We start from the raw sequence: 22974 nt of genomic DNA, 5'->3' as shown, positions 1-22974 counted from the left end.
AGTAAAAAATTTAAGTAAAAAATCTTACCATTTGTCTACCTCGTCTGAGCTATGTGAAGCCGGGGCGGCTACTGACGCCTCAACAGGAACAACTTCTTCTTCCACAGCTGCTGAAGCGCGTACTTCAGATCCATCTGCTTCTGTTTCGTCCTGTTCTTCCTGCACATAATCATGGTTGTAGGCATCAAAGTCGAAATCGGGCATCAACTCAGTCTTAACATAGTTGATGGTTTCGGTTAGTGCGTTCAGGAACTTGTTAAAGTCTTCCTTGTACAGGAATACTTTGTGCCTGTCATAACCGTTGTCATTAAAACGTTTCTTACTTTCTGTTATAGTAAGAAAATAGTCGTTTCCCCGAGTGGTCTTTACATCAAAGAAGTACGTTCTTCTTTTGCCCGCTTTCAATCGTTTAGAAAAGATGCTATCATTGTTTCTTTCCTGTTGATTGTTGTTTTCGTACGCCACAGTTGATAGATTTAAGTGTTAACGAATCAAATCCTGTTACAATAAGAGACAAATATACTATTGTTTTACAAATATCAAAATATTTTTAAATGATTTTGAAAAATCATAAAAGCCGCGTGTAACCGGCCTCCGTAGGGGATATACAAGCTCATGATTGTTATTCAGTTACGCTTTCGTCTTCTCCGGATTGCTGGCGCGCGTATAACTCTGCGTAATATCCATTCAATGATAATAAATCATTATGCGTACCTTCTTCTACGATCTTTCCTTCATCCAGCACAATGATTTTATCGAATTCAAATAACGCAAAGATGCGGTGGGTAATGATGATAGCGGTTTTATTTTTCAGATAGGCGTACAGGTTGCCAATGATCTCTTTTTCGGTACGTGCATCTACGGCAGACAGACAATCATCAAAGATGAGAATATGCGGATCCTTGATGAGCGCACGGGCGATGGAAATACGCTGCTTCTGTCCGCCGCTGAGCGTTACACCCCGCTCTCCTATTTCCGTATCAAACCCTTCATTGAAACCGAGAATATCCTTTTCTACAGATGCCTGTCTGGCGGCGGTTTGTACCGTCTGCAAATTGGCGGAAGGATCTCCGAACCGAATGTTATTGGCAATGCTGTCGGAAAACAGGAACACGTCCTGTGGTACATAACTGACCTGACCACGCAGGTTAGACAGTTCCAGGTAACGTATATCATGCTCATCTACCATTACCTTTCCTTCCTGCGGATCGTACATACGGATGAGCAATTGGGCCAGCGTACTCTTGCCTGAACCTGTTCGCCCGATAATCGCCACTTTCTGCCCGGGGGCAATGTGCAGATTGAAATTACTGATGGCGGTAATACCGGTATGCGGATAGGTAAAGGTTACATTTTCCAATCGTACTCCTCCCTGCAGCTTCGCAGCTTTAGCATTGGGCGCATCCTTAATAACCGGCTCCATCTGTAAAAATTCGTTTATACGTTGCTGTGAGGCAGCCGCACGTTGTATCATAGATGCTACCATTCCAATAGAGAAGAAAGGAAACATCAGCATGTTCACGTAAATCACAAACTCCGCCAGGTTGCCCACGGTAATGTTACCATGAATCACCTGGATACCACCAATGAAAATCGTGAGTATAACGCTTAAACCGATCATTAAAGCCATGGTAGGCTGAAACAGGGCATCCGTCTTTGCGAGACTGATAGAGCTGTCTTTATACGCTTCGCTGGCTTCTTCAAAATGTTTCGCGCTGGCGTCTTCCTGTATGTAAGATTTTATCACCCGGATACCACTGTATGATTCCTGTGCAATGGAAGTGATATTAGACAATTGTGATTGTATCCTTTCGCTTTTCCGGTGAATGATCCGGTTAACGTAGTAGATAGTCAATGCCAGCAAAGGCAGCGGCGACAGGGTGTATAGTGTCAGTAAAGGATTTACTTCCAGCATCAGGTATACAATGATCACAATGAGGAACAAGGTACGGGAAGCATACATAATAGCCGGTCCTACGTACATGCGTACACGTGATACATCTTCCGTAATACGGCTCATCAGGTCACCGGTACGATGCATCTTAAAAAAATTCAGGTCCAGCTTCTGATAGTGCTGATATACTTCATTCTTCAGGTCGTACTCTATATGGCGGCTCATTACAATCAGTGTTTGTCTTTGCAGAAAAAGAAAGAATCCACTGAGTAATGCAAAGATCAGAATACTGACGCCATAAAATGCCAGTACGTGGGTAAAATCCGCCCGGAACGCGCCTTTCAGCGGTGTATCACTCAACAGTCTGTATTCATCAATATTGTGAGACAGCAGATCAAAAATCTGTCTGACCATAATAGGTTGAAAAACACTGAACACAATGGATATTGCCGTAAACAACAATCCCAGGATCAGTCGCCATTTATTAGAGAGAAAATATTTATTAAGTGCAGCCAGGTGTTTCAATGGTGAATGCTTTAGGAACAAAATTAAGGTATAAGTAGCAGAAAGCTTTAGGCAGAAAACAAAAAGCTATTGTAGCGAAGATAGAAGCGATTATATAGAAATACGCTTAAATCTTCGCTACAATAGCTTTTTGCTTTCTGCCTAAAGCTTTTCGCTTATTTCGCTGCGAAGGAATTCAGTATTCCATCCAGTTGCGGCGCATATTTTTCGAGTTCATCGGCAAGGGTAGTCAGCGTGATGGCGTAAGCAATATTATTCTTTACCAGTATCGTTACCACTATATTCAGCTTTGTTCCCGTTTCCTTGTGAACGTACTGGCATTTCATCCATTTCGCTTTCACATCGGTCACGGTACGTTCTCCATCGTCGAGTTTTTTGTAGCTGTCGAAGTAGTTTTGCATTTCCTGTTGGGTGGTAGCCATGTATTTATCCAGCGTAGACCCACTTTTCAGCTCCTGGGTAATGATATTTACATTGGCCTGAAATGCGTTGCCTGGCTGCAATGGCGCCATCATGAAGGTATATTCCACCCGGCTGATCACGGTATCTTTCTTGGTCCAGCCTTCAGGTGTTTGCACAGTGAAGGTGCCGTTGCCGGCATTCATGCCCGGTGCTTTTCCAGCGTGTTCCAGTATTTCAGCGGAGCTTAATTCTTTGGGAGATTTGGAGCCATTGCTACAGGCGGTAATGCTTAACAAACAAACTACCGCGGAGAGTAATTGTATTTTCATCGTGCACATAAGGGATAAAATTGCTCCGGCATTCACGCAACACCGGAGCAATTAAAATGATTATAAACTTTTCAGTGCAGCTATTATTCTGGATTCTGCATCCGCAGCCGCCACTTCTTCTTTCACAAATTTCTGACCGGTAATATTTTCAAACAGTTCAATGTAACGCTCACTTACGCTGCTTACAAATTCATCTGTCATTTCCGGCACCTGTTGTCCGTCTTTACCCTGGAAACCATTTGCCATCAGCCACTCGCGAACAAACTCTTTGCTCAGCTGTTTCTGCTGTGTACCATTTTTCTGGTTTTCTTCGTAACCTTCGGCATAGAAGTAACGGGAAGAATCCGGTGTATGAATTTCATCAATCACGTAGATGGTATCACCGATTTTACCAAACTCGTATTTGGTATCTACCAGGATCAGTCCACGTGCTTTGGCCATTTCCTTACCTCTTTCAAACAGGGCAAGGGTATACTTTTCCAGTTGCTCGTAATCTTCTTTACTTACCAATCCCTGCGCAACGATTTCTTCACGGGAAATGTCTTCGTCATGTCCTTCATGCGCTTTGGTAGTTGGGGTAATGATAGGCGTTGGGAAGAAGTCGTTCTCCTTCATGCCTTCCGGCATTGTAACACCGCACAGTACACGCTCGCCGGATTTATAAGTTCTCCAGGCATGGCCGGTAAGGTTTCCACGTACCACCATTTCCACCGGGAAAGTTTCGCATTTCAGTCCGATCGTTACATTTGGCAGTGGTGACGATTTTACCCAGTTAGGAACGATGTCCTTAGTAGCTTCCAGCATAATGGCGGCTACCTGGTTCAACACCTGACCTTTGAATGGAATCGGGCGGGGCAATACTACGTCAAATGCAGAGATACGATCACTTACTACCATTACCATCAGCCTGTCTTCAATGGTGTAAACATCGCGTACTTTTCCTTTGTAAAAGGCAGTTTGACCTGGCAATTTGAAACTTGACTCTAACATGAATAAAAAAATATTAATAATTAAAGATGAAAATCACGGTTACGAGTTGCAAAAGTAATCAGGATTCACATGATTTTTTGCGATTGCAGAATTTTTTTTCCTGATGCCGGTAAAACAGGTCATTTAGCTCATGCCTGCCAACTGCCGGCTATTGCTGGCATATGGGCGGAGCAGACTAATGATCACCTCATTTTCGGCGTATGGGGTCAGGTATTCCCGGAACTGTTCTACTTCAGTGGTATTCACTTCTGCAGGCACATAACCCATTCCGTAAAAGCGGCCTTTCTCCATGAGGATACAGCTTTTCTCGTTGCTGTGGCGGCCCTTGTCTACAATGATCACAGACGGTTGTTGTTCCTGTAAGAAGGCGATGGCCGCTTTCATCCGTTCATTATAGGTAGCCGGGGCTTCTGCTTTTTCACAGGCGCCCTTACAGGTAGCGGCGGTAATGCCGGCACAGGTGCCATTGCCTTTCTGAAGGAAACACAATTTGGGGCATAGCTCAAACTCCTTGATGAGCGAGCGTAACAGCCGGTGTCCGTCTATTAACAGGTTAAAGCTGTGCACCGGGTGCGAGTACTTCCGTTTCTTTTCTATGGCCAGTCTCAGGTAACCCTGCTGGTCTTCGAACAGGTAGAACCCATATCTGAACTCTACTCTTTTCTGGGAATAGTTAAAAACAGGCCACAGGCGCTTGATCTCTACCGACTCCAATATACAGGCCATTAGCTCCGTAGCTGTTTCCTGGTGGGTAATGCTATGAATGATACGTAGAAAATTCTGTCGTTGCCGGCTGGTGCTATTACCTGTAAAATGGCTGTTGACGCGCTTCTTCAGATCTTTGGCTTTGCCCACATATACGATCTTTCCTTTCTGATCATGGAAATAGTATACGCCTGGCCGGTCTGGCAGAGACTTCACCTGTTCCGGTGGCAGATTAGGTGGCAGGAACTGTTCCTTGGATCCAACCTTTAAGGCAGCAGCGATCACCTTTTCTTTGTCGTTGGCCAGCATCAACCCGAAGAGCTGTGTGGTGGCTTCTGCATCTCCGCCGGCGCGGTGACGGCCATTGACCGGAATACTAAAGTGCCGGCAGATGTTGCCGAGACTATAGGATTTCAGGCCGGGAAATATTTTACGTCCCAGTCTTACCGTACACAGCTTTTTGCATTGCAGGTCGTAGCCTGCATTACCCAGCTGGTGCTTTATAAAGGAGTAGTCGAAGTTTACATTATGGGCCACAAAGATCCGGTCTTTCAGCAAATCATATAACAGGGGGGCGATCGCCTCAAAGGGCGGCGCTTCCGCTACCATACTATTACTGATACCGGTCAGTGATTCTATGTAATAAGGAATGGGGATACCGGGGTTTACCAGCGTTTGGTAATGCTGCGTGATTTCCTTCCCATCATACAGGAAAACGGCGATTTCCGTAATACCATTGGCGCTGGCATGGCCACCTGTCGTTTCTATATCTACAATTGCATACATCCGTTACAAAGATAGGGATTGTTGTTGCTTATTCAAACGTCTTAATCCGAGCAGCGCCAGCAACGTATAAAAAGCGCATAGCCCCAGCAAATGCAGTACAGACGGCATATTATCAGCCAGGGTACCGCCGGTTTGTACTATAGACTGGTACACCCGGAGGAACGGCGTTGTAGGCACCATAGACGAGAGCCATTGCAACGGCACCGGCAACGATTCATAAGGCCAGGCATAACCGGCAATAAGAAATACCGGGTAGGTAGAAAAAACCATCATCTGTGCGGCCATCAGCTGACTAGGAAACATGCTCCCCAGCCATATTCCCAGCGGTATAAGTGTGAAAAAGAAGATGAAAAATACCACGGCCACATCGAAGGCATGGCCCCGGAAAGGAATATCCAGTGTGCTATAATTAACTGTCATAAAGAAAAAGGCGTAGCAACAAAAAAGGATCATGTAAAAAAGTCCTTTGCCCCAGAGGGTGGCAGACAACCCGCCTCCACCGGCGCCTACCATTTGCGGAATCTGCAACCGCTCCCTGTCAAGTGCCATGCTTTCCGCCAGGCCAATCAGTAAAGTCTGTTGCAGTATCAGCGCCAGCAAACCGGGCAACAGGAAAGCTCCATAGCTGGACCGGGGATTATACATGGGCCGGTAGTCGAGATTTACCGGCTGGGTTTCCCGCATCGCCATTTGCGAATTCAGTCCCTGCCTTTCATTGTATTTTAATCGCACCCCTGCCCCTACGGTGAGTGCCAGTGTGGTAATGGCGCCGGCCAGTTCGCTGGAAGGCAGGAACCGCGCAGCATTTACCGCCAGTACAATATCTCCCTGTTGCAAAGCCAGTACTTTCTTTTGCACCCCATTGGGAATATAGAGAAAGCCCTGGCATTCCCCATAATACATTTTCTCCTGGGCATCCTTTAAATCCAATGCCCCCACCACTTCCACAATCTGCATTTTAGTGAGCTGCTGCAGAAAAGTGCGCGACAACTCACTTTTATCATCATCTGCTACGGCCAGTAATACTTTTTCTTCTACCTTATAACTATATATACTACCATAGAAAAAAGCATACAAGAGCGGAGCTATCAGCAAAGTGAGTAACAGGCTATGGTCTTTAGCTACCAGCTTCACTTCCCGCAGGAACAACCGGGTAATATGACGAAAAAAATCACGCATGCTGCAACTGGAGTTTATTCAATCTGCGCTGCAGAAACAACAGCGCCACCGGGAATGTGACAATGATATAGATCAGCAACTGCCCTATTTCCTTGTGCACGTAATGCAACGGCAATTGCATAAAGTACACTTTAAAAAATCCATCGAGGAACGGGGTAAAAGGCATCAGCCAGGCATAGTACTGGTCGTACCAGGGCATGGCCCAGCGGGGAAAAGTAAACCCACTGAATACAAAAGCCGGGGAAGTATAGAACAGACCCAGATCACAGGACACCATTACATCACTGACAATAGCAGACACCATAAACCCTATACTGATACATCCCAGGATGAGGAGGGTAAAGATGGTGAAAAGCGCCCAGGACCCACCGATCCGCCCACCCGCAAAAACAGGATATACAATACAGGTGACCAGGATATAATGCAACCAGCTTACACTTAAAAATGCGAGTCCTTTCCCCAGCAGGATATTAGACGCGGAACCGTTGGCCACTTCTCTCAACTCCCATAGCGTGCCTCTCTGGCCCTCCAGGTTGATGGCCAATAYGGTCACCATGATCATCATCATTTGCAGTGCTACCGCAATGAGACCGGGTACCAGGTACTGCAGGTAGCTGAATTGCGGATTATAGAGCAGGTAAGAATTGAGTTTGATGGGTTGTACCAATGCCATGGCCTTTCCTGCCGGCATGCCCGTTTTCATAAATTTTTGCAGCGTCACCCCGGAACCAGCGGTGATCAATACTTTCGCGGCATCTTTATAAATCAGTTTACCCGTTACCACCGCGGCAGTGTTAGTATACAAGGTGATGTATACCGGTTGCCGGCTCTTGATATGATCGTCCATCCGGGCAGGGAAGTGAATGGCTCCCTGAATTACACCCCGCTGCATCATTTCCTCAATGGTAGCTTCATTATGCACCTGTTGCGTGATATGAATACTTTCCGTTTGTTCCAGCAGGAAGCTAAACTTGCGCGATAAGGGCGAGTTGGCTTCATCCCAGATGGCGACAGGCATGTCGCGGGCAAACTGGTTCTGGTAGATATATCCGTATAGAAAGCATACCAATGCCGGTAGTACCAGCAATACGAGGTAATGCTCCGGGAGGGTAAGTATGCGCTTCCATTCCCTGATCGTGATATTAATAATGGAACGCAACATCATGGCAGAATCATAGAGGCCGTCATACCCGGGCGCAGTCCCCTGATATCGGCTTGATTGATGGGTTTCAGGTCAACGGTGAAAGTACGCAGTTCAAACTTGCCCTGATCCTTTACCGGTACCCAGTTAGCGAATGTAAGGGATGGGGATACCTTGGACACTTCCGCGTCAAAACTTTCCGGTTCACAGCCCGGTACCCGCATCTTAAATTTAGTGCCGAGAGGAAATTCTTTCATATCGTCCTGCCGGATGTTATAAGTAATATGATAGGTGGCAGGTTTCTGTATGGTCATCAGCGGATAACCGATGGAAACGATTTCTCCTTCTTCTATCACCATGGAGGTAATGATCCCATCTGAGGGCGCGTGGATATAAGTGTTATCCGATAACGCTTTGGTGAGTTCGTAACCCTGCTCTGCCTGTCGCACGATGGCGGCCGCTGTGGTAATGAGTTCGGGTCTGCTGCCCTGTTGCAACATATCCATATTCAGTTTGGCTGTCTCCATTTCCTTTTTGGCGGCCTGCAGTTTAAAATATACCAGGTCCTTTTCCTGTCCGGAAATGACATCATCATTAAAAAGGTTTTCCATACGCTGATATGTTTTCTGCATCAGCTCATATTGTTGCTGGGTAATGTTATACAGGTTATCGGCGGCTTTGATGGCTTCCGGTCTGGCGCCTTTCTGCAGCAGGGTAAGTTGTCCTTTGGCCGCATCTATGGCAGCTTCCGCCTGGTTACGAATCGCATTTATTTCGGTAGATCTGAGCACACCCAGTAATTGTCCTTTACGGATGGTATCCCCTTGTTTTACCAACAGGCTATCCAGCCTGCCGGGAAATTCCGCTGCCACATCTACATAATCTGCATCCACCATACCTATCACTGATTTATCCGGCGCAGCAGGCTTCTTTACAAAAAAGATCAGTGCTATAATTAATATGGCGATGGGAATTAACAGGGCCCAGTAATTTTTTAATACAGCTCTCATGAATTATATCTGTTTATCTGTCAACGTAAGTAGCAAATTGTTCCGGTGTACCAATTACATTCCAGTATTCTGCCAGTGCCAGGTAATAGCCCATCACTGCGGTATAATAGATCTTCTGCATTTCTTCTTCCTGCAGGAGTGCATCGTTTACATCTTTTACGGATGACARCTGGTTCTGCATCCGGTCCGTTACCAGGGTCGTAGTGGTATGTGCCTGTTGCCTGGCACTATCTAGCGAAGCCACATCATTTTGCAGCGCCTTCATTTTATTCATGGCGATGCGCAGTCTCAGTTCCAGTGTTGTTTTAGTATTGGCTGCCGCCAGTTGGGCTTCTTCCACCAACATTTTAGACGCCTTTGTACGTTTGAACTTCTGGAATCCATCGAAGAGGTTCCATTGCATTTCCACACCAATCAGCCATGGGGGGATGGTAACGGGTAAATCTTTCTGATAAAGATTCAAGCTACCAATCGCAAATATGTTGGGTAATGCCAGCGAGCGGGAAGCTTTCAACCCTACATTAGTCAGGTCTGTTTTGTTTTCTACCAGGCGGTAAGTGGGATTGTTTCGTAGCTGCTCCAGCTGGCCGGATTCGGTGACAGGTTTCAATTCATATTGCAATGTATCGTCAATGAAGATGGGGGTTTCCAGTGGTTGCCCGAGCAGATTGTTCATCTCCAATAGCGCATTCTCTTTTTCAAGTCCCAGGTTACTATAGCGGTTAGTGGCCTGTACATAGGCTACCCTGGCCCAGTTGAGCAGGTAGGGCGGCAATATCTGGTTATCTTTCAGGGAGGTAGCGTAGTCCCGGTTTTTCTTAAATGATTCCACAATCACCTCTTCATGTGCCATGATGGTATTCAGGTAAAGGATGCGGAGGTACTGCGCGCTGATGGCGAAATACAACCCTTTCTCCACTACCTGCTGATTAAATTGTCCGGCAGCAACCTGTGTACGTGCCAGCTGCTGGGCGGCGGCGATTTTTCCGCCAAGGTATATCGGCTGCCTGAGTGCCAGGGCAGCGGTAAAATAAGATTGTTTGGTGAGCTCGGGATTATAATCCGGATAGAATGTATTGATGATACCCTTGGTAGCATTATAGATAACATCTTTAACGCTTTGAGGAAGGGGTTGCCCGGTGACCTGCTGAAAAACCGTGTTGGCAGTATTTACACTCTGAGCGGAAGAACCGTTTACCACGCCGTCTTTAACCTGTTGCAGATTTATCTCCAGTGGTTTACCCAGGTAATTATATCCTGCAAGCAAATCCACTTTCGGATAGTATAACCGGTTTTCCGCCTGCAGCGTATATTCCCGGGCTTGCAGGGATCGTTGCGCCTGCTGGACTAAAGTATTTCCCTGCTTTGCGAGTTGATAACATTGCTTTAAAGTCAGCTGTTGCCCATTTTGCTGTGCCTGTGCATACAGTACGGTCAATAATGGCAATAAAAACAAGTAATATCTCATACGGTTTTCTTTTCATCAGGCAGGTCTCCCAAATGACCTTAACACCTCAAAACAATATTTCATGAATAATGTTTGAAGTATTTGAAAAAAATTATACATAATTTGATAATAAAGTACTTACCTTAAAATCCTTATCTTTAGTAACTGCTGTAAATAGTACATCAATTACAGTATTTGATCCATTTAAACCCTGACATTATCACCCGATATTTGTGAAACAAAAACATTGAACAATAAGTATAGATACTTGTTAAGATATAGCCCTGCAGCTACTTTCGAGGCAACAATAATTTTCATTGAATCATTTTAAAACTACATTTACTTATGGCAAAACAACAATGGGCAATAGACGCTGACCACAGTGAACTTGGATTCAAAATCCGCCACCTGATGATCACCAATATCAATGGTAAGTTCCACAACTTTACGGTGGAAGCAGAAACGGAAGAAGAGGATTTTATGACAGCAAAGGTGARAGTAACAATAGATGTAGATTCGATTTCTACTGGTAGTGAAGACCGTGATAAACACCTTCGTGCGCCGGATTTCTTTGATGTAAATAAATACCGGAATATCACATTCGAAGCTACTAAGTATGAAAATGTGGACAATGATGGTTCTTATGAATTATATGGAGATCTGACCATCCGTGATGTCACCAAAAACATCAAGCTGGCCGTAGAATTCGGTGGTGTGGTAAAAGATCCCTGGGGCAATACCAAAGCGGGTTTTACCATCAATGGAAAAATCAACCGTAAAGATTTTGGCCTTAACTGGAACGCAGCCACTGAAACAGGCGGCGTACTAGTGGGCGATGATGTGAAGATATACTGCGAAGTGCAGTTGATTAAAAAATAGCGGTTAGCTATTAGCTGTTAGCTTTTAGTAAATGCAGCGAAGATTAACATAACATGTTTACCCGCTGCATTTACTAAAAGCTAAAAGCTAATAGCTAAAAGCTCTAAAAAAGGAATTATGAACGAAATAACAGGACTCCATCACATTACTGCTATCTCCGGCAATGCTAAAAAAAACTATGATTTTTATACCCGGGTAATGGGCTTGCGTTTTGTCAAGAAGACCGTGAATTTTGATGACCCGCATACTTATCATTTTTATTATGGAGATGAAACCGGTACTCCCGGCACTATCCTTACTTTTTTCCCCTGGGAAGATATTGCGTCAGGACGCAGGGGCACACATATGGCCACTGAAATAGGGTATTCTATACCGGAAGGCAGTATTGATTTCTGGTTAAAAAGATTGGAGAAAGAGAATATTATTTACAATAAACCTTCTTCCAAATTCGGGGAAATATACCTGACTTTTATAGATCCCGATGGCTTGAAAGTAGAATTAACAGTACCGGAAAAACCAGATAGCAGACAACCCTGGGTGACGACCGAAGTAGATGAAGAAAATGCTACGCGTGGCTTTCACCATGTAACACTCACCCTGGATGATGTGCAGCCTACCGCCGATCTGCTGGTATCTGTATTTGGATATAAACTTGAAAAAAACCACACCAACCGTTACCGTTTCGCCAGCCCTGCCGGTGATACAGCCAACTATATCGATCTGGTAGAAGCCAAAGGCGAACCACGTGGTCATGTAGCGGGTGGAAGTGTACATCATATTGCCTTCCGGATGAAAGATGATGCCATGCAAATGCATTACCGGGAATTACTGGAGGCACGTGGTTTAGATGCCACACCGCAACTGGATCGCAAATATTTCCGTTCTGTTTATTTCAGGGAACCGGGCGGTGTTTTATTTGAGCTGGCCACAGACGTACCGGGGTTCACAGTAGATGAACCGGTAGCAGAACTGGGTACGCACCTGATGCTGCCACCTCAGTATGAAGCACAGCGGGAAGAGATTGTAAAAAGACTGATTAAACTGGATTAATATGGATTTCAGACCAATGCAATATGTATACCAGCCGGTTGGTAACGAGTCCGCCTATACGTTGCTGTTATTACACGGTACTGGCGGAGATGAGCGTGATTTGTTACCGCTGGCCGGATCGCTGGGAAAAGGATTCAATGTAGTGAGTCTGAGAGGCAATGTAGAAGAAAATGGTATGCCCCGTTTCTTTCGTCGTTTAGGCCTGGGCGTATTTGATGAAGAAGATGTACATTTCAGGACACATGAGATGGTGCATTTTCTGAAAGAGTTGGCTGCAACAGAAGGTTTTGATATCAACAAACTAATTGCGGTGGGCTATTCCAACGGTGCCAACATTGCAGGCGCTGCACTTATTTTATATCCCGAGTTGCTGGCCGGGGCGGTGTTGTTTCGCCCTATGCAGCCACTCAGCGGCCTGGAAGACTCCTTTGAAACCCAGCGGCAGCAGCCCGTGTTCATGAGTTCCGGCACAGAAGACGGTATGGTAGACCCGGCCGCCACGGCTGCCTATGCAGCCCTGTTAAGTGCAAATGGATTCCAGGTAAGCTCCTACAATATCAATACAGGTCATAACCTGGTACACCAGGATATTACGTTAGCCGCCGAATGGATGGCCAATCATTTTCAGTAAAAAAAACACATGGATCAGGAAGTTAAAATAAATTTATCCGGGCATCCCTACCAGGTATCAATAGAAGCAAGGGATCATCGCTGGCTGGCAGACGAACCCGAGGAAGCAGGCGGCGGTGACACCGGTCCTCAGCCGGGAGAATTGTTATTAAGTAGTTTGGGCGCCTGCACAGCAGTAACGGTAAAGATGTATGCCAACCGGAAAAAATGGCCGCTGGATAATGTGGAAGTTGAGTTACGATTTAATAGTGAAGGCAAACCGGATCCGCTCACAACGGTGATAGATATGGAAGTTCATTTTACAGGCAACCTGACGGAAGAACAACTGGCCAGGCTATTACAAATAGCCCACTCCTGCCCTGTTCATAAAATACTGAGCAATCCTATTATAGTGAATACAAAAGCTGTTTAACAATGAAAGACATTACCAAACACTACACCAATGGCGCCGTTACAATTGTATGGAAGCCAAATGTATGTATCCATTCAGAGGTTTGCTTTCATGGCCTTCCGGCAGTATTTAACCCAAACCAGAAACCCTGGATCGATGCAGCAGCTGCCACTACAGAACAAATTGTTACGCAGATAAAGCATTGCCCTTCCGGTGCGCTTACCTATTTCATGAATGCGGAAGTAGCCGCTCAGGGAGGCACGGAACCACAAATTTCTGCGGAAAGCATCGTGGAGCCCACGCCCAACGGCCCACTGCTGGTGTATGGTAATATTGTTGTGAGAGATGCCAACGGCAAGGAAACACATAAAAACAAAGTCACCGCTTTTTGCCGTTGTGGAGGGTCTTCCAACAAACCTTACTGCGATGGCACCCATACTAAAATCAATTTCTCAGACAAATCTTAAAGCACCCGATATGGAGCTCACTATTCAAAACAATACTGCCAAACATCAGTTTGAAACGGTGGTGGATGGACATACTGCATTAATTGCCTATACACTGTTTCCGGGTGGTATCGCCTATGTTCACACAGAAGTACCTCCCGAGCTGGAGGGCAAAGGTATTGCCGGCCAACTGGCTAAATACGTACTGGAATACGCAAGAGAAAATCACCTGAAGGTGAAACCTTACTGCCCTTACGTAAATGCCTATATGAAAAGACATCCGGAGTATAATGATCTCCTGTAAATAATTACGAATTAGGAATTACGAATTACGGATTTGTGGGAAGATAGTAAACGGGAATAATAGCTTTCCGCTTCTGTCTACTTACAAATCCGTAATTCGTAATTCCTAATTCGTAATTTCACCTTATAAATCATCTCTATGCAATTATTAAAATTTATCCAGCAGCCCTGGCATTGGTCGGTGTCGGGGCTGTTAATAGGGCTTACAGTGCCGGTGCTGTTGATACTGGGTAATAAGGCCTTTGGTATTTCTTCATCGCTGCGGCATATCTGCGCTGCCTGTTTCCCGGCCAATATTTCATTTTTTAAATACGACTGGAAAAAGGAATCCTGGAATCTCTTTTTTGTAGCGGGTATTGTGCTCGGTGGTTTCCTGGCGGGGCATTTCCTGCAGGATGGCAATGATATACAGGTAGCCGCTGCCACGCAGGAACGGCTGGCCACCTACGGTGTGCATGACTATAGTGCCCTCCTGCCGYCGGAAATATTCAGCTGGTCCAATCTGTTTACCTGGAAAGGATTGATCTTCTTTGTATTCGGCGGATTCCTGGTAGGCTTTGGTACCCGTTATGCCGGTGGTTGTACTTCCGGGCATTCTATTATGGGCACGTCTAATCTGCAATGGCCTTCCCTGGTAGCCACCTGCTGCTTTATGGCCGGAGGATTTTTCAGCGCCAATATATTGATCCCTTTTATCTTTAAATGCTTTAATTAAGATGAAGAATATAAAATTTCTGATAGCAGGTATTTTCTTTGGTATAGTGCTGGTGAAAGCGCAGGTGATCAGCTGGTTCCGGATACAGGAAATGTTTCAACTGACTTCTTTTCATATGTATGGCGTTATTGGTACAGCAGTGATAACGGGTATTATTTCGCTGCAACTGATCAAACGATTCAATATAAAAACAATTGCTGGCGATCCTATCACGGTAGCACCAAAAACATTTAACAAAGGGCAGGTTTTCGGTGGCCTGATATTCGGACTGGGATGGGCTATCACCGGGGCTTGTCCGGGACCACTCTTCGCACAGATCGGCACTGGTTTTACAGTAGTAGCGGTTACTTTATTGAGTGCTATTGCGGGCACCTGGGTATACGGTGCGTTGAAATCCAAATTACCTCATTAAAAAAGAAAGCTTCAAGGAGCTGGCCCTTGAAGCTATAGTTGCAATTCTCTGGATTCACTAATAGTTTTTAGTTTATTTTTTCCAACTGTCTTTAATTGCTTTTGCAGAATCCAGGTGTGCCTTTAAAGTAGGCAATGTGTTACGGGCCCATGTTTTCAGCTCATCGTCTGTTACATTATCGGATGCCTTTTCAAACTCACTTACTACATTTTCGTGGCCGTCTACCATCATATCTATGTAGTGCTTGTCAAAGTCCTTTCCTGTTTTCTTAGACATATCATCGATATGCTTTTTATCATCGGTAGATAATTCTGCCGGCAATGTGATATTCTTCTTTTGTGCCAGCGCTTTCAGTTCATCACCTGCTTTGGTGTGATCGTTGACCATCATGGTACCAAAGGCTTTCACTCTTTCGCTCTGTGCTTTCTCTTGCGCCAGTTTCCCCATAGCAACTTCTTTCATACCAGCATTAGCTGCATCCACTGCGAACTGGGATGATTTTTCATCTACAGGTTTCACTGTTTCATTAATACTCTGTGCGCTGTCTACCGGCTTTTCCGACTGTGGATTCTTAGCACTATTGCCGCAAGACTGCGTCATCCATACTGCTAAAAATGTTGCTGATAAAATCACTAACTTCTTCATTGCTTATTGTTTTGGGTTTGTAATAGGTGTGCTTGTTTACAGGGATAACTTTGCAAAAACGGTACCCGGAAGATGGGATACCTCTTAAACGCAATAGGGCAAAGGATTTTAGTGGAGAGCTTAAAAAATAGCGGACACAAAATGATGTAGATTGTTTTCCCCAGAGCGCGAAAAAAAAACTGGTTATTCAGTTTTCATTTGAATGAAAACTGAATAACCAGCTATCTGTAACGAAAAGATGATTATTTTGATTGCGCTATCGAATAAATAACAACGATCGCTAAAATAATAACCAGGATAAGGCCGACAATCTTTATCCAGCTATATGGACGATCACCGGTTACTTCACCGGTGCAGGCATTTACTACAAAATGGTACAGCTTTCCATTGTAACGGTAGGCGCTGATCCAAACGGGAAGTAACAGGTATTTTAAGCCGAGGTTGTTATAATCCACATCGTAGTTATCGATACTCTGTTCATCACCGCCGATGTCGTCCCGGATTTCTTCCCTGATAACGGGATCCATTCTTTTCTTGGCGATAACCAGCGCCTGTTCAGCATTAGTTTGATAGAGCTCTGCGCGGAAACCGCTCAGATAACGGCCATCATACTTTTTAAGCTGATCCAGTAGCCAGGGCTCCAGGATCTCCGCCATTTTAAGCGGCAAGGAAGGACTGGCAGATACCAATACATCACGGAAGTTGTTATTCACGCGACCGGAAGCAGGATACCAGGCTGTATGCCGTACCTCTCTGGTCCGGGTTACTGTTTTACCATCTTCCTCTGTGGTATAGGTTTCGGTGGTGTAGTAATATTCACCCCTTTGTCCGGTATACTCAGTGTCTGTATCCGTATCGTAGCTCCAGTGAGGGATGTAGATACCTTTCAGTTGCTGGGAAGAGCCATCTTTCACCTTCTTTACCATGTCTGAAGGAGCAAACCAGAGTTTACTCATCCAGGTCCGGAAATATTGCAATGCTTCGCTGTCTTTCACTGCGAATGGCAGCACATAATGCGGTTGCAGAATGGTGGTGGTTTGAGTGGTATCTATCACCAGTGGTGAAGCGCAGAACGGACAGGAATCTGCCGTTACATTGGGCAACATGGTAGTGGAGGCGCCGCAGCTTACACATTTCACCACTACAGCCTGTTGGGTAGCTTCGGTATGGTTTTGCTGTGATGCGATAAACTGATCATAGCTGACAGGTTGAATAGCCGCAGGCAAAGTTTCCTCTTCGATCTGATTCACGGTGCCGCAGTATTCGCATTTCAGGCTATTGGTACCTGGCGCATAATGCAGGATCGATCCACAGTTCTGGCATTTTAGCGAGTTAACTGTTTCGCTTGTTTTTTCCTCAAAAGACATAGGAATATTTTGGTCCCGGGTTAGGGAAGTGATGGTTTATTTTTTTCAAAACAATCCATCACTTCATCACCGGATCATTAGTTTTTTTATGGTAATGGTGGAGGTACGGTAGCTAATACCGGTGCCAGTTCAGGTACGGTGCCGGCGGCAGACCAGGCGGCCATACCGGTTTTCCACACCAGTGTTTGTGCATTGAGGCTGCCAGCTGCTGCCAGTTGACGGAGTTGTTCCTGATCAAAAGGACCACTTTGTTTACCATCTACTGCAACAAAGAAAGGAGCAGCTGTTGGCAATGGTGGAGGCGCACCACCACCGGCGTTTGCCTGTTGTTGATTATTATTCTGGAAGATGTTACCTACCTGTCCCATCATGGCTGCGCCCATACCAGCACCCAGTCCGGCTGCTGCGAGTCCGCCACCGGAAGGATTTTCCGCTGCTTTCTCCATAGCATTTGCTGCCTGGAACTGAGAATATGCACCCAGGTTCCCTACAATGCCGATGCTGCTGCGCTTATCGAGTGCGGCTTCTACTTCAGGCGGCAGGGAGATATTTTCAATGAGGAATTTGGTCAGCTCCAGTCCCAGTTCATTGAATTCAGTACCTATTTTACCAGTGATGGCAGTAGATACCTCTTCGTAGTTAGCTGCCAGGTCCAATACAGGGATTTTGGCTTCAGCAATGGCTTCCATACCGCGGGATACTGCCAGGTTACGCAACTGCTCATTGATCCCTTCCACGGTAAATTCGGGGTTGGTAGCAGCTACTTCTTTCAGAAAGGCACCTGCATCTTTTACACGGAAAGCATAACTACCAAAAGCACGGACTCTTAATGGCCCGAACTCCGCATCGCGCAGCATTACCGGGTTCTTGGTTCCCCATTTCTGGTTAGTGAACTGACGCATGCTCACAAAGAACACATCTGCTTTAAAAGGGCTGTTAAAGCCATATTTCCATCCCTGCAATGTACTCAGTATAGGCATATTCTGAGTAGTAAGCGTATACATTCCGGGCTGAAAAACGTCTGCAATCTTACCTTCATTCATAAAAACAGCCACCTGCGACTCCCTCACGGTAAGTTTGGCGTTCATTTTTATTTCATTCTGGTAGCGGGGAAACTTCCACACAATTGTATCCGTGGACGAGTCTGTCCACTCAATAATATCAATAAATTCGTTCCTGAGCTTATCAAAAATTCCCATAGTAACAGGTTTTATAGTCCGTCAAATTTAGAGAATTATTTATTCGAAAAGTTACTTCTGAAAAGTTATAATTTCCCCAAACTTACTTCCCGGTTGTTTTCAGCCATTTTTCCAGGAGACCAGGCCAGACCTCTGCCGCAGGGTTACCTGGACGCAAACCGTATCCATGGCCACCTTTGGCGTAAAAATGAAGTTCTGCGGTAGCTTTGGCATCCCGGAGGGCGCCCGCCATTACCAGGGCACTGTTGCCATAAGAATCGTCAGAAGTAGCAAAAATGAACATAGGAGGCGTTTGGCTGTCTGGTTTCAGCTCCGGTGTCAGGGTTCTGTTTTCCCCTTTATCCAGGTAAGCCGGGTACACGAGGATCCCAAAAGCAGGACGGGCGGACAAACTATCGGCTTTGTCAAACGGCGTGTACGCATTTACGTTATATAGTGTGGCAGCTCTGGCGGTGAGACTACCACCTGCAGAAAAGCCCATTAAACCTATCTTGTCCGGCTGCAACCTCCATTCCGCAGCACGACTGCGTACTATCCGGATAGCCCGTTGCGCATCCTGGAGCGCACCGGCTTCTTTCTTAGGCACCCGGTATTGCAAAACAAACGCAGTATAACCCAGTTTATTCAGCCACGCAGCAACTTCGTAGCCTTCCAGGTTAATAGCGAGGATGTTGTAGCCTCCGCCGGGGCAAATGATAATGCCTACCCCGTTATTATTATTTGCTGGCGCCGGAAACACTTCCAGTAAAGGATCAGTTACATCAGTCAACCGTTTTACATTATTGCTGCCATCGGCAGTTACCTGCGCCATTTGCTTGGCGGCAGGTTCTCCGGGGACCGTTCCCGGCCACAGATGAATGGTTTGCTGTTGCGCGCTGATAGCGGTATTAAGTCCTAACATAATGAATAAGATACCTAATTGTTTCATAACTGGAATTTCATGTGATAAAAACAAATGTAATAAATGTTATGGCCAGATAAAAGGCCCCCTTCCTTAACCGCAAGTTGCAGTGCCAATCAAACCAACAGGATCTGTATAGCTATTTCAGGACGAGACATAGTGCGGTGAAAGAGTAGTAAGAGAGTAGTAAGAGAGTAATGTAACAGTAATATGAGAGTAATGTAACAGTAGTAAGAGTATAGTAGGACAGTAATGGTAATACGATGCATAGACGAGTCCTAAGTATCGGAGAAGTATGCGAGAAGTAGTAATAATGTATAAAAATCAATGTTTGACCGGACAAATCAGGAAATAGGGCGCGGAGAAGTAATAGTTGCACCGGGCTTCCGCGCCCGGTGCAGAAAATGAGTAACCGTTATTTATTACACACCCGCAAGGGTGATCATATATTTATTTTACACATTGCAGCCAGGCCTCGGCCATCAACTGGGCGCCTGCTACGCTCGGATGTACGCCATCGCCGGTCCAGTAAGCCCCCGGAGCGGATTTCTGTGCTTTATCAAAAACGGATTGATATGGGATGAAGATCGCCTGGTATTTGTCAGCCAAAGCGCGGGCTGCTGCACGGTATTCATCAAATGCAGGATACCATTTTTCGTCTACGGCTTTCACACCTGTTACCGCAAAAGGTTCTCCAATGATCAGCTGTACATCCGGCAATTGCTCTTTGGTACGCGTCAGTAACTTATCATAATCTTCCCTGTAAGTTTGAACCGTGCCTTTGTAGTTACCATTCAGCGTATGCCAGAAATCATTTACCCCCACGAGGATACTGAGTACATCCGGCTTAATGACCAGACAGTCGATATCCCAGCGGTCGGCCAGCTGAAATACTTTATTTCCGCTGATCCCCTTGTTGTATACTTTCAGATTTTTATCGGCATTCTTAAGTAACAGGTCAGATGCGGCCATCAGCGCATAACCTCCGCCTAATGCGGCACCGGTATTGGGCTGGTCATTATCTCTTTTACGCCCGGCATCAGTAATAGAGTCGCCCTGAAATAACACTACCCCTTCTTTTTTAAGTGTGACCTTTTTGTGTTTTTCTGCGGATACTGCTGCTGATACAATACCTGGAATGCTGATGGCAGCAATACTTCCCAGCGATAGGTTTCTAAGAAAATTACGACGGTTAGATGAATTCATAACAGATCTTAATTAAGTGATGCACTGCGGCATTATCCGCAATCGCGCCCTTAAACTATAAAAAAGAATTTATATTTTTCAGACAAAAGCACTAAATCCGGTGATGGCCCTTCCCACTATCAGGGAATTAATTTCTTTGGTGCCTTCATAGGAATAAATGGCTTCCGCATCAGCCACAAAGCGGGCTACATTGTATTCCAGCAATATGCCGTTACCTCCCATCACTTCGCGGGCACGACTGACCACATCACGGGTACGCATGGTACAGAACACTTTTGCCAGCGAGGCATGTTCATCTTTTAATGCACCAGCATCCTGAATTTCAGAGAGACGGTACACCATGGTTTGCATAGCAGTGAGATTGGATAACATTTCTACCAGGTGCCCCTGTATCAATTGAAATGCGGCAATCGGCTTTCCAAATTGCTCACGGGTACGGGTATACGCCAACGCATTTTCATAGGCGCCACGGGCACAGCCTACGGCTTCCCAGGCAACGCCGGCGCGGGTCATGCGCAATACCTTGGCGGTATCTTTAAAAGAGTTGGCGTTTTGAAGGCGGTCTGCCTCCGCAATATGACAGTCTGTTAACGTAATCAGTCCGTTTTGTACAATACGCAGGGCCATCTTATCATGGATTTTTTCCACACTGAAGCCAGGTGTATCTTTCCGCAGCAGAAAGCCTTTCACCTGGTTATCATCCAGGTCACGTGCCCATATCACGATTACGTCTGCAAAGGTGGCGTTGCCAATCCATTTCTTTTGTCCGTTCAACACCCAGGTATCACCTGTTCGTTTAGCCGTAGTCGTTAATCCTCCGGCTGTACCGGAGCCTACTTCTGGTTCTGTTAAGCCAAACGCGCCTATCATAGTCAGTTGCTGCATACCGGGCAGCCACTCCTGTTTCTGTGCTTCAGAGCCCAGCATATAAATTGATCCCATGGCCAGTCCGCTCTGTACCCCAAAAAAGGTAGCCACAGAAGCATCTATCCTGGCCATTTCCATGGCAATAATCCCTTCCATCAGGAAAGACCGGTTAGGACAACCATATCCTTCATAAGTAACACCACAGATATTCAGTTCCCTGAATTTAGGAATGATCTCAAATGGGAATTCTGCTTTCAGCCAGTATTCATTCACAATGGGCTTTATTTCCTTTTCCATGAATGCCCTCACCTTTAGCTGCAATGCCCGGTCTTCTGCATTCAGCTTGCTTCCCTGATCATAAAAGTCGCCTTCAATGGGCGGCAATGCTTTTTTGGCACCGCGACTGCTGAGCATTTTCATTAACCCGTTCAACTGCGCATCATCCATATGTGCTACGGATTCCATTACTTTGGGCAGGTCTACTTTTTCAGAGAGTTTCGCCAGCATCGCAAAATCAATACTCTTCAACAGGTGGTAAGCGTTTTTCAGCTTTGAGAAAGTTCCGGACATCTTGCATGGTTTTGTATAAAAATACGGAATCACGGGGATTTTGTCTTGGTCCGGCATAGGTGCATTCCAGGCGTTGTTTTTAAGTAACAACACCCAAATTACAAGTCATTGCAATGGATTGCAAATAATTTCAAACAGCATCAGGATTGGCTAAAATGACACAAGGGCATAAAAAAGGGTTGCATAGAACCTCATGCAACCCTGGTTTTAAAAAAAACACAACTAAAAAAAACGAGAACTTCCACAAACATATAGGCATGGCTGTTATGCTCTGATAACGCAGGGAAATGCATTTCCCTCTATCTTTCTTTAAAAAAAATTACGAATTTGTAATTCGTAATTCCAAATTCGTAATTTTCAAAAAGATAGTTACTTTCGCAGCGATCATTTCATATATTTAAAATATCGTGAAGGTTAAATGATTACATCACCTTCTTACCAGGCATATAAAGAATTATTTCATTCACAGTATAATGACTTATGTAACTATGCCTATAGCTTCCTAAAGGACGATGCTGCGGCCGAAGATGTGGTACAGGAAACTTTTATCAAGCTATGGGAAAAACACCAGGAGCTGATAGGTATACCTAATATAAAATCATATCTGTTCCGTGCGGTCCGTAACAACTCAATATCTGTATTACGTAAACTGAACACGGAAGAAGCAGGAAATAAAGGCTTTGAATGGATAGCAGATATTGCAGAAGATCCTAATGCCAAAGAGATAGAAAATGCCAGACCGTACTATGAGCAACTTATTTATGAAGCCATCGCCAATTTACCTCCGCAATGCAGGGAAGTATTTACCTGTTGCAGGATAAATGGGATGACACATCAGCAAACGGCGGTTAAGCTGGGGCTTTCAGCCAAAACTGTTGAAAATTATATGGGACGGGCACTTAAACTGTTGCGAAAGTACCTCCATCAATATGGATTACCGATGAGTATCCTGTTTTTATTGAAATTATTTACACCCTGATAGAGG

At 45.3% G+C, this 22974-nt stretch carries 24 protein-coding genes; 9 read left to right on the top strand and 15 right to left on the bottom strand.

Going from position 1 to position 22974, the window contains the following annotated elements:
• Positions 1-24: 24 nt before the first annotated feature.
• The 9 genes from AC1DP6_RS22605 to AC1DP6_RS22565 all read right to left on the bottom strand — a co-directional run bounded on the left by AC1DP6_RS22605 (position 25) and on the right by AC1DP6_RS22565 (position 10429).
• Complete coding sequence (locus tag AC1DP6_RS22605; RefSeq protein WP_133809646.1) at positions 25-465, bottom strand: DUF3276 family protein; 441 nt, start codon at positions 463-465, stop codon at positions 25-27.
• Positions 466-622: 157 nt separating this feature from the next.
• Positions 623-2419: an ABC transporter ATP-binding protein gene (locus AC1DP6_RS22600; protein ID WP_477056852.1), complete on the bottom strand. Its 1797-nt coding sequence runs from the start codon at positions 2417-2419 to the stop codon at positions 623-625.
• Positions 2420-2574: 155 nt separating this feature from the next.
• Positions 2575-3150 carry a DcrB-related protein gene (locus AC1DP6_RS22595; RefSeq protein WP_477056851.1) on the bottom strand — a complete coding sequence of 192 codons (576 nt, stop codon included), beginning with the start codon at positions 3148-3150 and terminating at the stop codon, positions 2575-2577.
• A 60-nt stretch (positions 3151-3210) separates the two neighbouring features.
• Complete coding sequence (locus tag AC1DP6_RS22590; protein ID WP_477056850.1) at positions 3211-4140, bottom strand: phosphoribosylaminoimidazolesuccinocarboxamide synthase; 930 nt, start codon at positions 4138-4140, stop codon at positions 3211-3213.
• A gap of 123 nt (positions 4141-4263) precedes the next feature.
• Complete coding sequence (locus tag AC1DP6_RS22585; protein WP_477056849.1) at positions 4264-5631, bottom strand: exonuclease domain-containing protein; 1368 nt, start codon at positions 5629-5631, stop codon at positions 4264-4266.
• A gap of 3 nt (positions 5632-5634) precedes the next feature.
• Positions 5635-6810: an ABC transporter permease gene (locus tag AC1DP6_RS22580; RefSeq protein WP_477056848.1), complete on the bottom strand. Its 1176-nt coding sequence runs from the start codon at positions 6808-6810 to the stop codon at positions 5635-5637.
• Positions 6803-7975, bottom strand: a complete 1173-nt coding sequence (locus AC1DP6_RS22575; RefSeq protein WP_477056847.1) for an ABC transporter permease — start codon at positions 7973-7975, stop codon at positions 6803-6805. Before AC1DP6_RS22575 ends, AC1DP6_RS22580 begins: the two co-directional genes overlap by 8 nt.
• A complete protein-coding gene (locus tag AC1DP6_RS22570; protein ID WP_477056846.1) occupies positions 7972-8961 on the bottom strand; it encodes an HlyD family secretion protein in 990 nt (329 codons plus the stop codon). The genes AC1DP6_RS22575 and AC1DP6_RS22570 overlap by 4 nt, the downstream gene beginning before the upstream one ends.
• A gap of 13 nt (positions 8962-8974) precedes the next feature.
• Positions 8975-10429 carry a TolC family protein gene (locus AC1DP6_RS22565; protein WP_477056845.1) on the bottom strand — a complete coding sequence of 485 codons (1455 nt, stop codon included), beginning with the start codon at positions 10427-10429 and terminating at the stop codon, positions 8975-8977.
• Between the two features lie 324 nt (positions 10430-10753).
• On the opposite strand from AC1DP6_RS22565, the gene AC1DP6_RS22560 reads away from it, so the two are divergent.
• The 8 genes from AC1DP6_RS22560 (at position 10754) to AC1DP6_RS22525 (ending at position 15234) form a co-directional block, all read left to right on the top strand.
• Positions 10754-11287: a YceI family protein gene (locus AC1DP6_RS22560; protein WP_477056844.1), complete on the top strand. Its 534-nt coding sequence runs from the start codon at positions 10754-10756 to the stop codon at positions 11285-11287.
• A gap of 117 nt (positions 11288-11404) precedes the next feature.
• Positions 11405-12337 carry a ring-cleaving dioxygenase gene (locus tag AC1DP6_RS22555; protein ID WP_477056843.1) on the top strand — a complete coding sequence of 311 codons (933 nt, stop codon included), beginning with the start codon at positions 11405-11407 and terminating at the stop codon, positions 12335-12337.
• 1 nt (position 12338) lies between these two features.
• The gene (locus AC1DP6_RS22550; protein ID WP_477056842.1) at positions 12339-12968 is read left to right on the top strand and encodes an alpha/beta hydrolase; all 630 of its coding nucleotides are present in this window, start codon (positions 12339-12341) and stop codon (positions 12966-12968) included.
• Positions 12969-12977: 9 nt separating this feature from the next.
• The gene (locus tag AC1DP6_RS22545; RefSeq protein ID WP_441575001.1) at positions 12978-13379 is read left to right on the top strand and encodes an OsmC family protein; all 402 of its coding nucleotides are present in this window, start codon (positions 12978-12980) and stop codon (positions 13377-13379) included.
• Between the two features lie 2 nt (positions 13380-13381).
• The gene (locus AC1DP6_RS22540) at positions 13382-13825 is read left to right on the top strand and encodes a (4Fe-4S)-binding protein (RefSeq protein ID WP_477024645.1); all 444 of its coding nucleotides are present in this window, start codon (positions 13382-13384) and stop codon (positions 13823-13825) included.
• Positions 13826-13835: 10 nt separating this feature from the next.
• Positions 13836-14108, top strand: a complete 273-nt coding sequence (locus AC1DP6_RS22535; protein ID WP_441574999.1) for a GNAT family N-acetyltransferase — start codon at positions 13836-13838, stop codon at positions 14106-14108.
• Between the two features lie 138 nt (positions 14109-14246).
• Positions 14247-14822, top strand: a complete 576-nt coding sequence (locus tag AC1DP6_RS22530; RefSeq protein WP_477056841.1) for a YeeE/YedE family protein — start codon at positions 14247-14249, stop codon at positions 14820-14822.
• 1 nt (position 14823) lies between these two features.
• Positions 14824-15234 (top strand): DUF6691 family protein, encoded by a 411-nt coding sequence (locus tag AC1DP6_RS22525; RefSeq protein WP_477056840.1) that lies wholly within the window; start codon positions 14824-14826, stop codon positions 15232-15234.
• A 72-nt stretch (positions 15235-15306) separates the two neighbouring features.
• On the opposite strand, the gene AC1DP6_RS22520 is transcribed toward AC1DP6_RS22525, so the two are convergent.
• The 6 genes from AC1DP6_RS22520 to AC1DP6_RS22495 all read right to left on the bottom strand — a co-directional run bounded on the left by AC1DP6_RS22520 (position 15307) and on the right by AC1DP6_RS22495 (position 21989).
• Positions 15307-15879: a DUF4142 domain-containing protein gene (locus AC1DP6_RS22520; RefSeq protein ID WP_477056839.1), complete on the bottom strand. Its 573-nt coding sequence runs from the start codon at positions 15877-15879 to the stop codon at positions 15307-15309.
• 242 nt (positions 15880-16121) lie between these two features.
• The gene (locus tag AC1DP6_RS22515; protein ID WP_477056838.1) at positions 16122-17246 is read right to left on the bottom strand and encodes a TFIIB-type zinc ribbon-containing protein; all 1125 of its coding nucleotides are present in this window, start codon (positions 17244-17246) and stop codon (positions 16122-16124) included.
• 86 nt (positions 17247-17332) lie between these two features.
• Positions 17333-18445: an SPFH domain-containing protein gene (locus AC1DP6_RS22510; protein ID WP_477056837.1), complete on the bottom strand. Its 1113-nt coding sequence runs from the start codon at positions 18443-18445 to the stop codon at positions 17333-17335.
• Positions 18446-18527: 82 nt separating this feature from the next.
• A complete protein-coding gene (locus AC1DP6_RS22505) occupies positions 18528-19373 on the bottom strand; it encodes an alpha/beta hydrolase (protein ID WP_477056836.1) in 846 nt (281 codons plus the stop codon).
• A gap of 423 nt (positions 19374-19796) precedes the next feature.
• Positions 19797-20552 (bottom strand): SGNH/GDSL hydrolase family protein, encoded by a 756-nt coding sequence (locus AC1DP6_RS22500; protein WP_477056835.1) that lies wholly within the window; start codon positions 20550-20552, stop codon positions 19797-19799.
• Positions 20553-20630: 78 nt separating this feature from the next.
• Positions 20631-21989, bottom strand: coding sequence for an acyl-CoA dehydrogenase family protein (locus AC1DP6_RS22495; RefSeq protein WP_477056834.1), 1359 nt, complete (start codon positions 21987-21989; stop codon positions 20631-20633).
• Positions 21990-22407: 418 nt separating this feature from the next.
• Here AC1DP6_RS22495 and AC1DP6_RS22490 point away from each other — a divergent pair, with 418 nt between their 5' ends.
• The gene (locus AC1DP6_RS22490; RefSeq protein ID WP_477056833.1) at positions 22408-22968 is read left to right on the top strand and encodes an RNA polymerase sigma-70 factor; all 561 of its coding nucleotides are present in this window, start codon (positions 22408-22410) and stop codon (positions 22966-22968) included.
• The last annotated feature ends 6 nt before the right edge of the window (positions 22969-22974 follow it).

It is taken from the genome of Chitinophaga sp. 01L420, assembly GCF_056399985.1.
The sequence above is the reverse complement of the archived record's forward strand: the minus strand, read 5'-3'. Positions and strand labels throughout refer to the sequence as shown.

Bases quoted from the DNA above. Each gene is read 5' to 3' on its own strand.
- AC1DP6_RS22555 (WP_477056843.1), top strand. From the start codon at position 11,405: ATGAACGAAATAACAGGACTCCATCACATTACTGCTATCTCCGGCAAT.
- AC1DP6_RS22595 (WP_477056851.1), bottom strand. From the start codon at position 3,150: ATGAAAATACAATTACTCTCCGCGGTAGTTTGTTTGTTAAGCATTACC.
- AC1DP6_RS22550 (WP_477056842.1), top strand. From the start codon at position 12,339: ATGGATTTCAGACCAATGCAATATGTATACCAGCCGGTTGGTAACGAG.
- AC1DP6_RS22545 (WP_441575001.1), top strand. From the start codon at position 12,978: ATGGATCAGGAAGTTAAAATAAATTTATCCGGGCATCCCTACCAGGTA.
- AC1DP6_RS22515 (WP_477056838.1), bottom strand. From the start codon at position 17,246: ATGTCTTTTGAGGAAAAAACAAGCGAAACAGTTAACTCGCTAAAATGC.
- AC1DP6_RS22590 (WP_477056850.1), bottom strand. From the start codon at position 4,140: ATGTTAGAGTCAAGTTTCAAATTGCCAGGTCAAACTGCCTTTTACAAA.
- AC1DP6_RS22570 (WP_477056846.1), bottom strand. From the start codon at position 8,961: ATGAGAGCTGTATTAAAAAATTACTGGGCCCTGTTAATTCCCATCGCC.
- AC1DP6_RS22585 (WP_477056849.1), bottom strand. From the start codon at position 5,631: ATGTATGCAATTGTAGATATAGAAACGACAGGTGGCCATGCCAGCGCC.
- AC1DP6_RS22500 (WP_477056835.1), bottom strand. From the start codon at position 20,552: ATGAATTCATCTAACCGTCGTAATTTTCTTAGAAACCTATCGCTGGGA.
- AC1DP6_RS22510 (WP_477056837.1), bottom strand. From the start codon at position 18,445: ATGGGAATTTTTGATAAGCTCAGGAACGAATTTATTGATATTATTGAG.
- AC1DP6_RS22525 (WP_477056840.1), top strand. From the start codon at position 14,824: ATGAAGAATATAAAATTTCTGATAGCAGGTATTTTCTTTGGTATAGTG.
- AC1DP6_RS22505 (WP_477056836.1), bottom strand. From the start codon at position 19,373: ATGAAACAATTAGGTATCTTATTCATTATGTTAGGACTTAATACCGCT.
- AC1DP6_RS22535 (WP_441574999.1), top strand. From the start codon at position 13,836: ATGGAGCTCACTATTCAAAACAATACTGCCAAACATCAGTTTGAAACG.
- AC1DP6_RS22540 (WP_477024645.1), top strand. From the start codon at position 13,382: ATGAAAGACATTACCAAACACTACACCAATGGCGCCGTTACAATTGTA.
- AC1DP6_RS22520 (WP_477056839.1), bottom strand. From the start codon at position 15,879: ATGAAGAAGTTAGTGATTTTATCAGCAACATTTTTAGCAGTATGGATG.
- AC1DP6_RS22490 (WP_477056833.1), top strand. From the start codon at position 22,408: ATGATTACATCACCTTCTTACCAGGCATATAAAGAATTATTTCATTCA.
- AC1DP6_RS22580 (WP_477056848.1), bottom strand. From the start codon at position 6,810: ATGCGTGATTTTTTTCGTCATATTACCCGGTTGTTCCTGCGGGAAGTG.
- AC1DP6_RS22495 (WP_477056834.1), bottom strand. From the start codon at position 21,989: ATGTCCGGAACTTTCTCAAAGCTGAAAAACGCTTACCACCTGTTGAAG.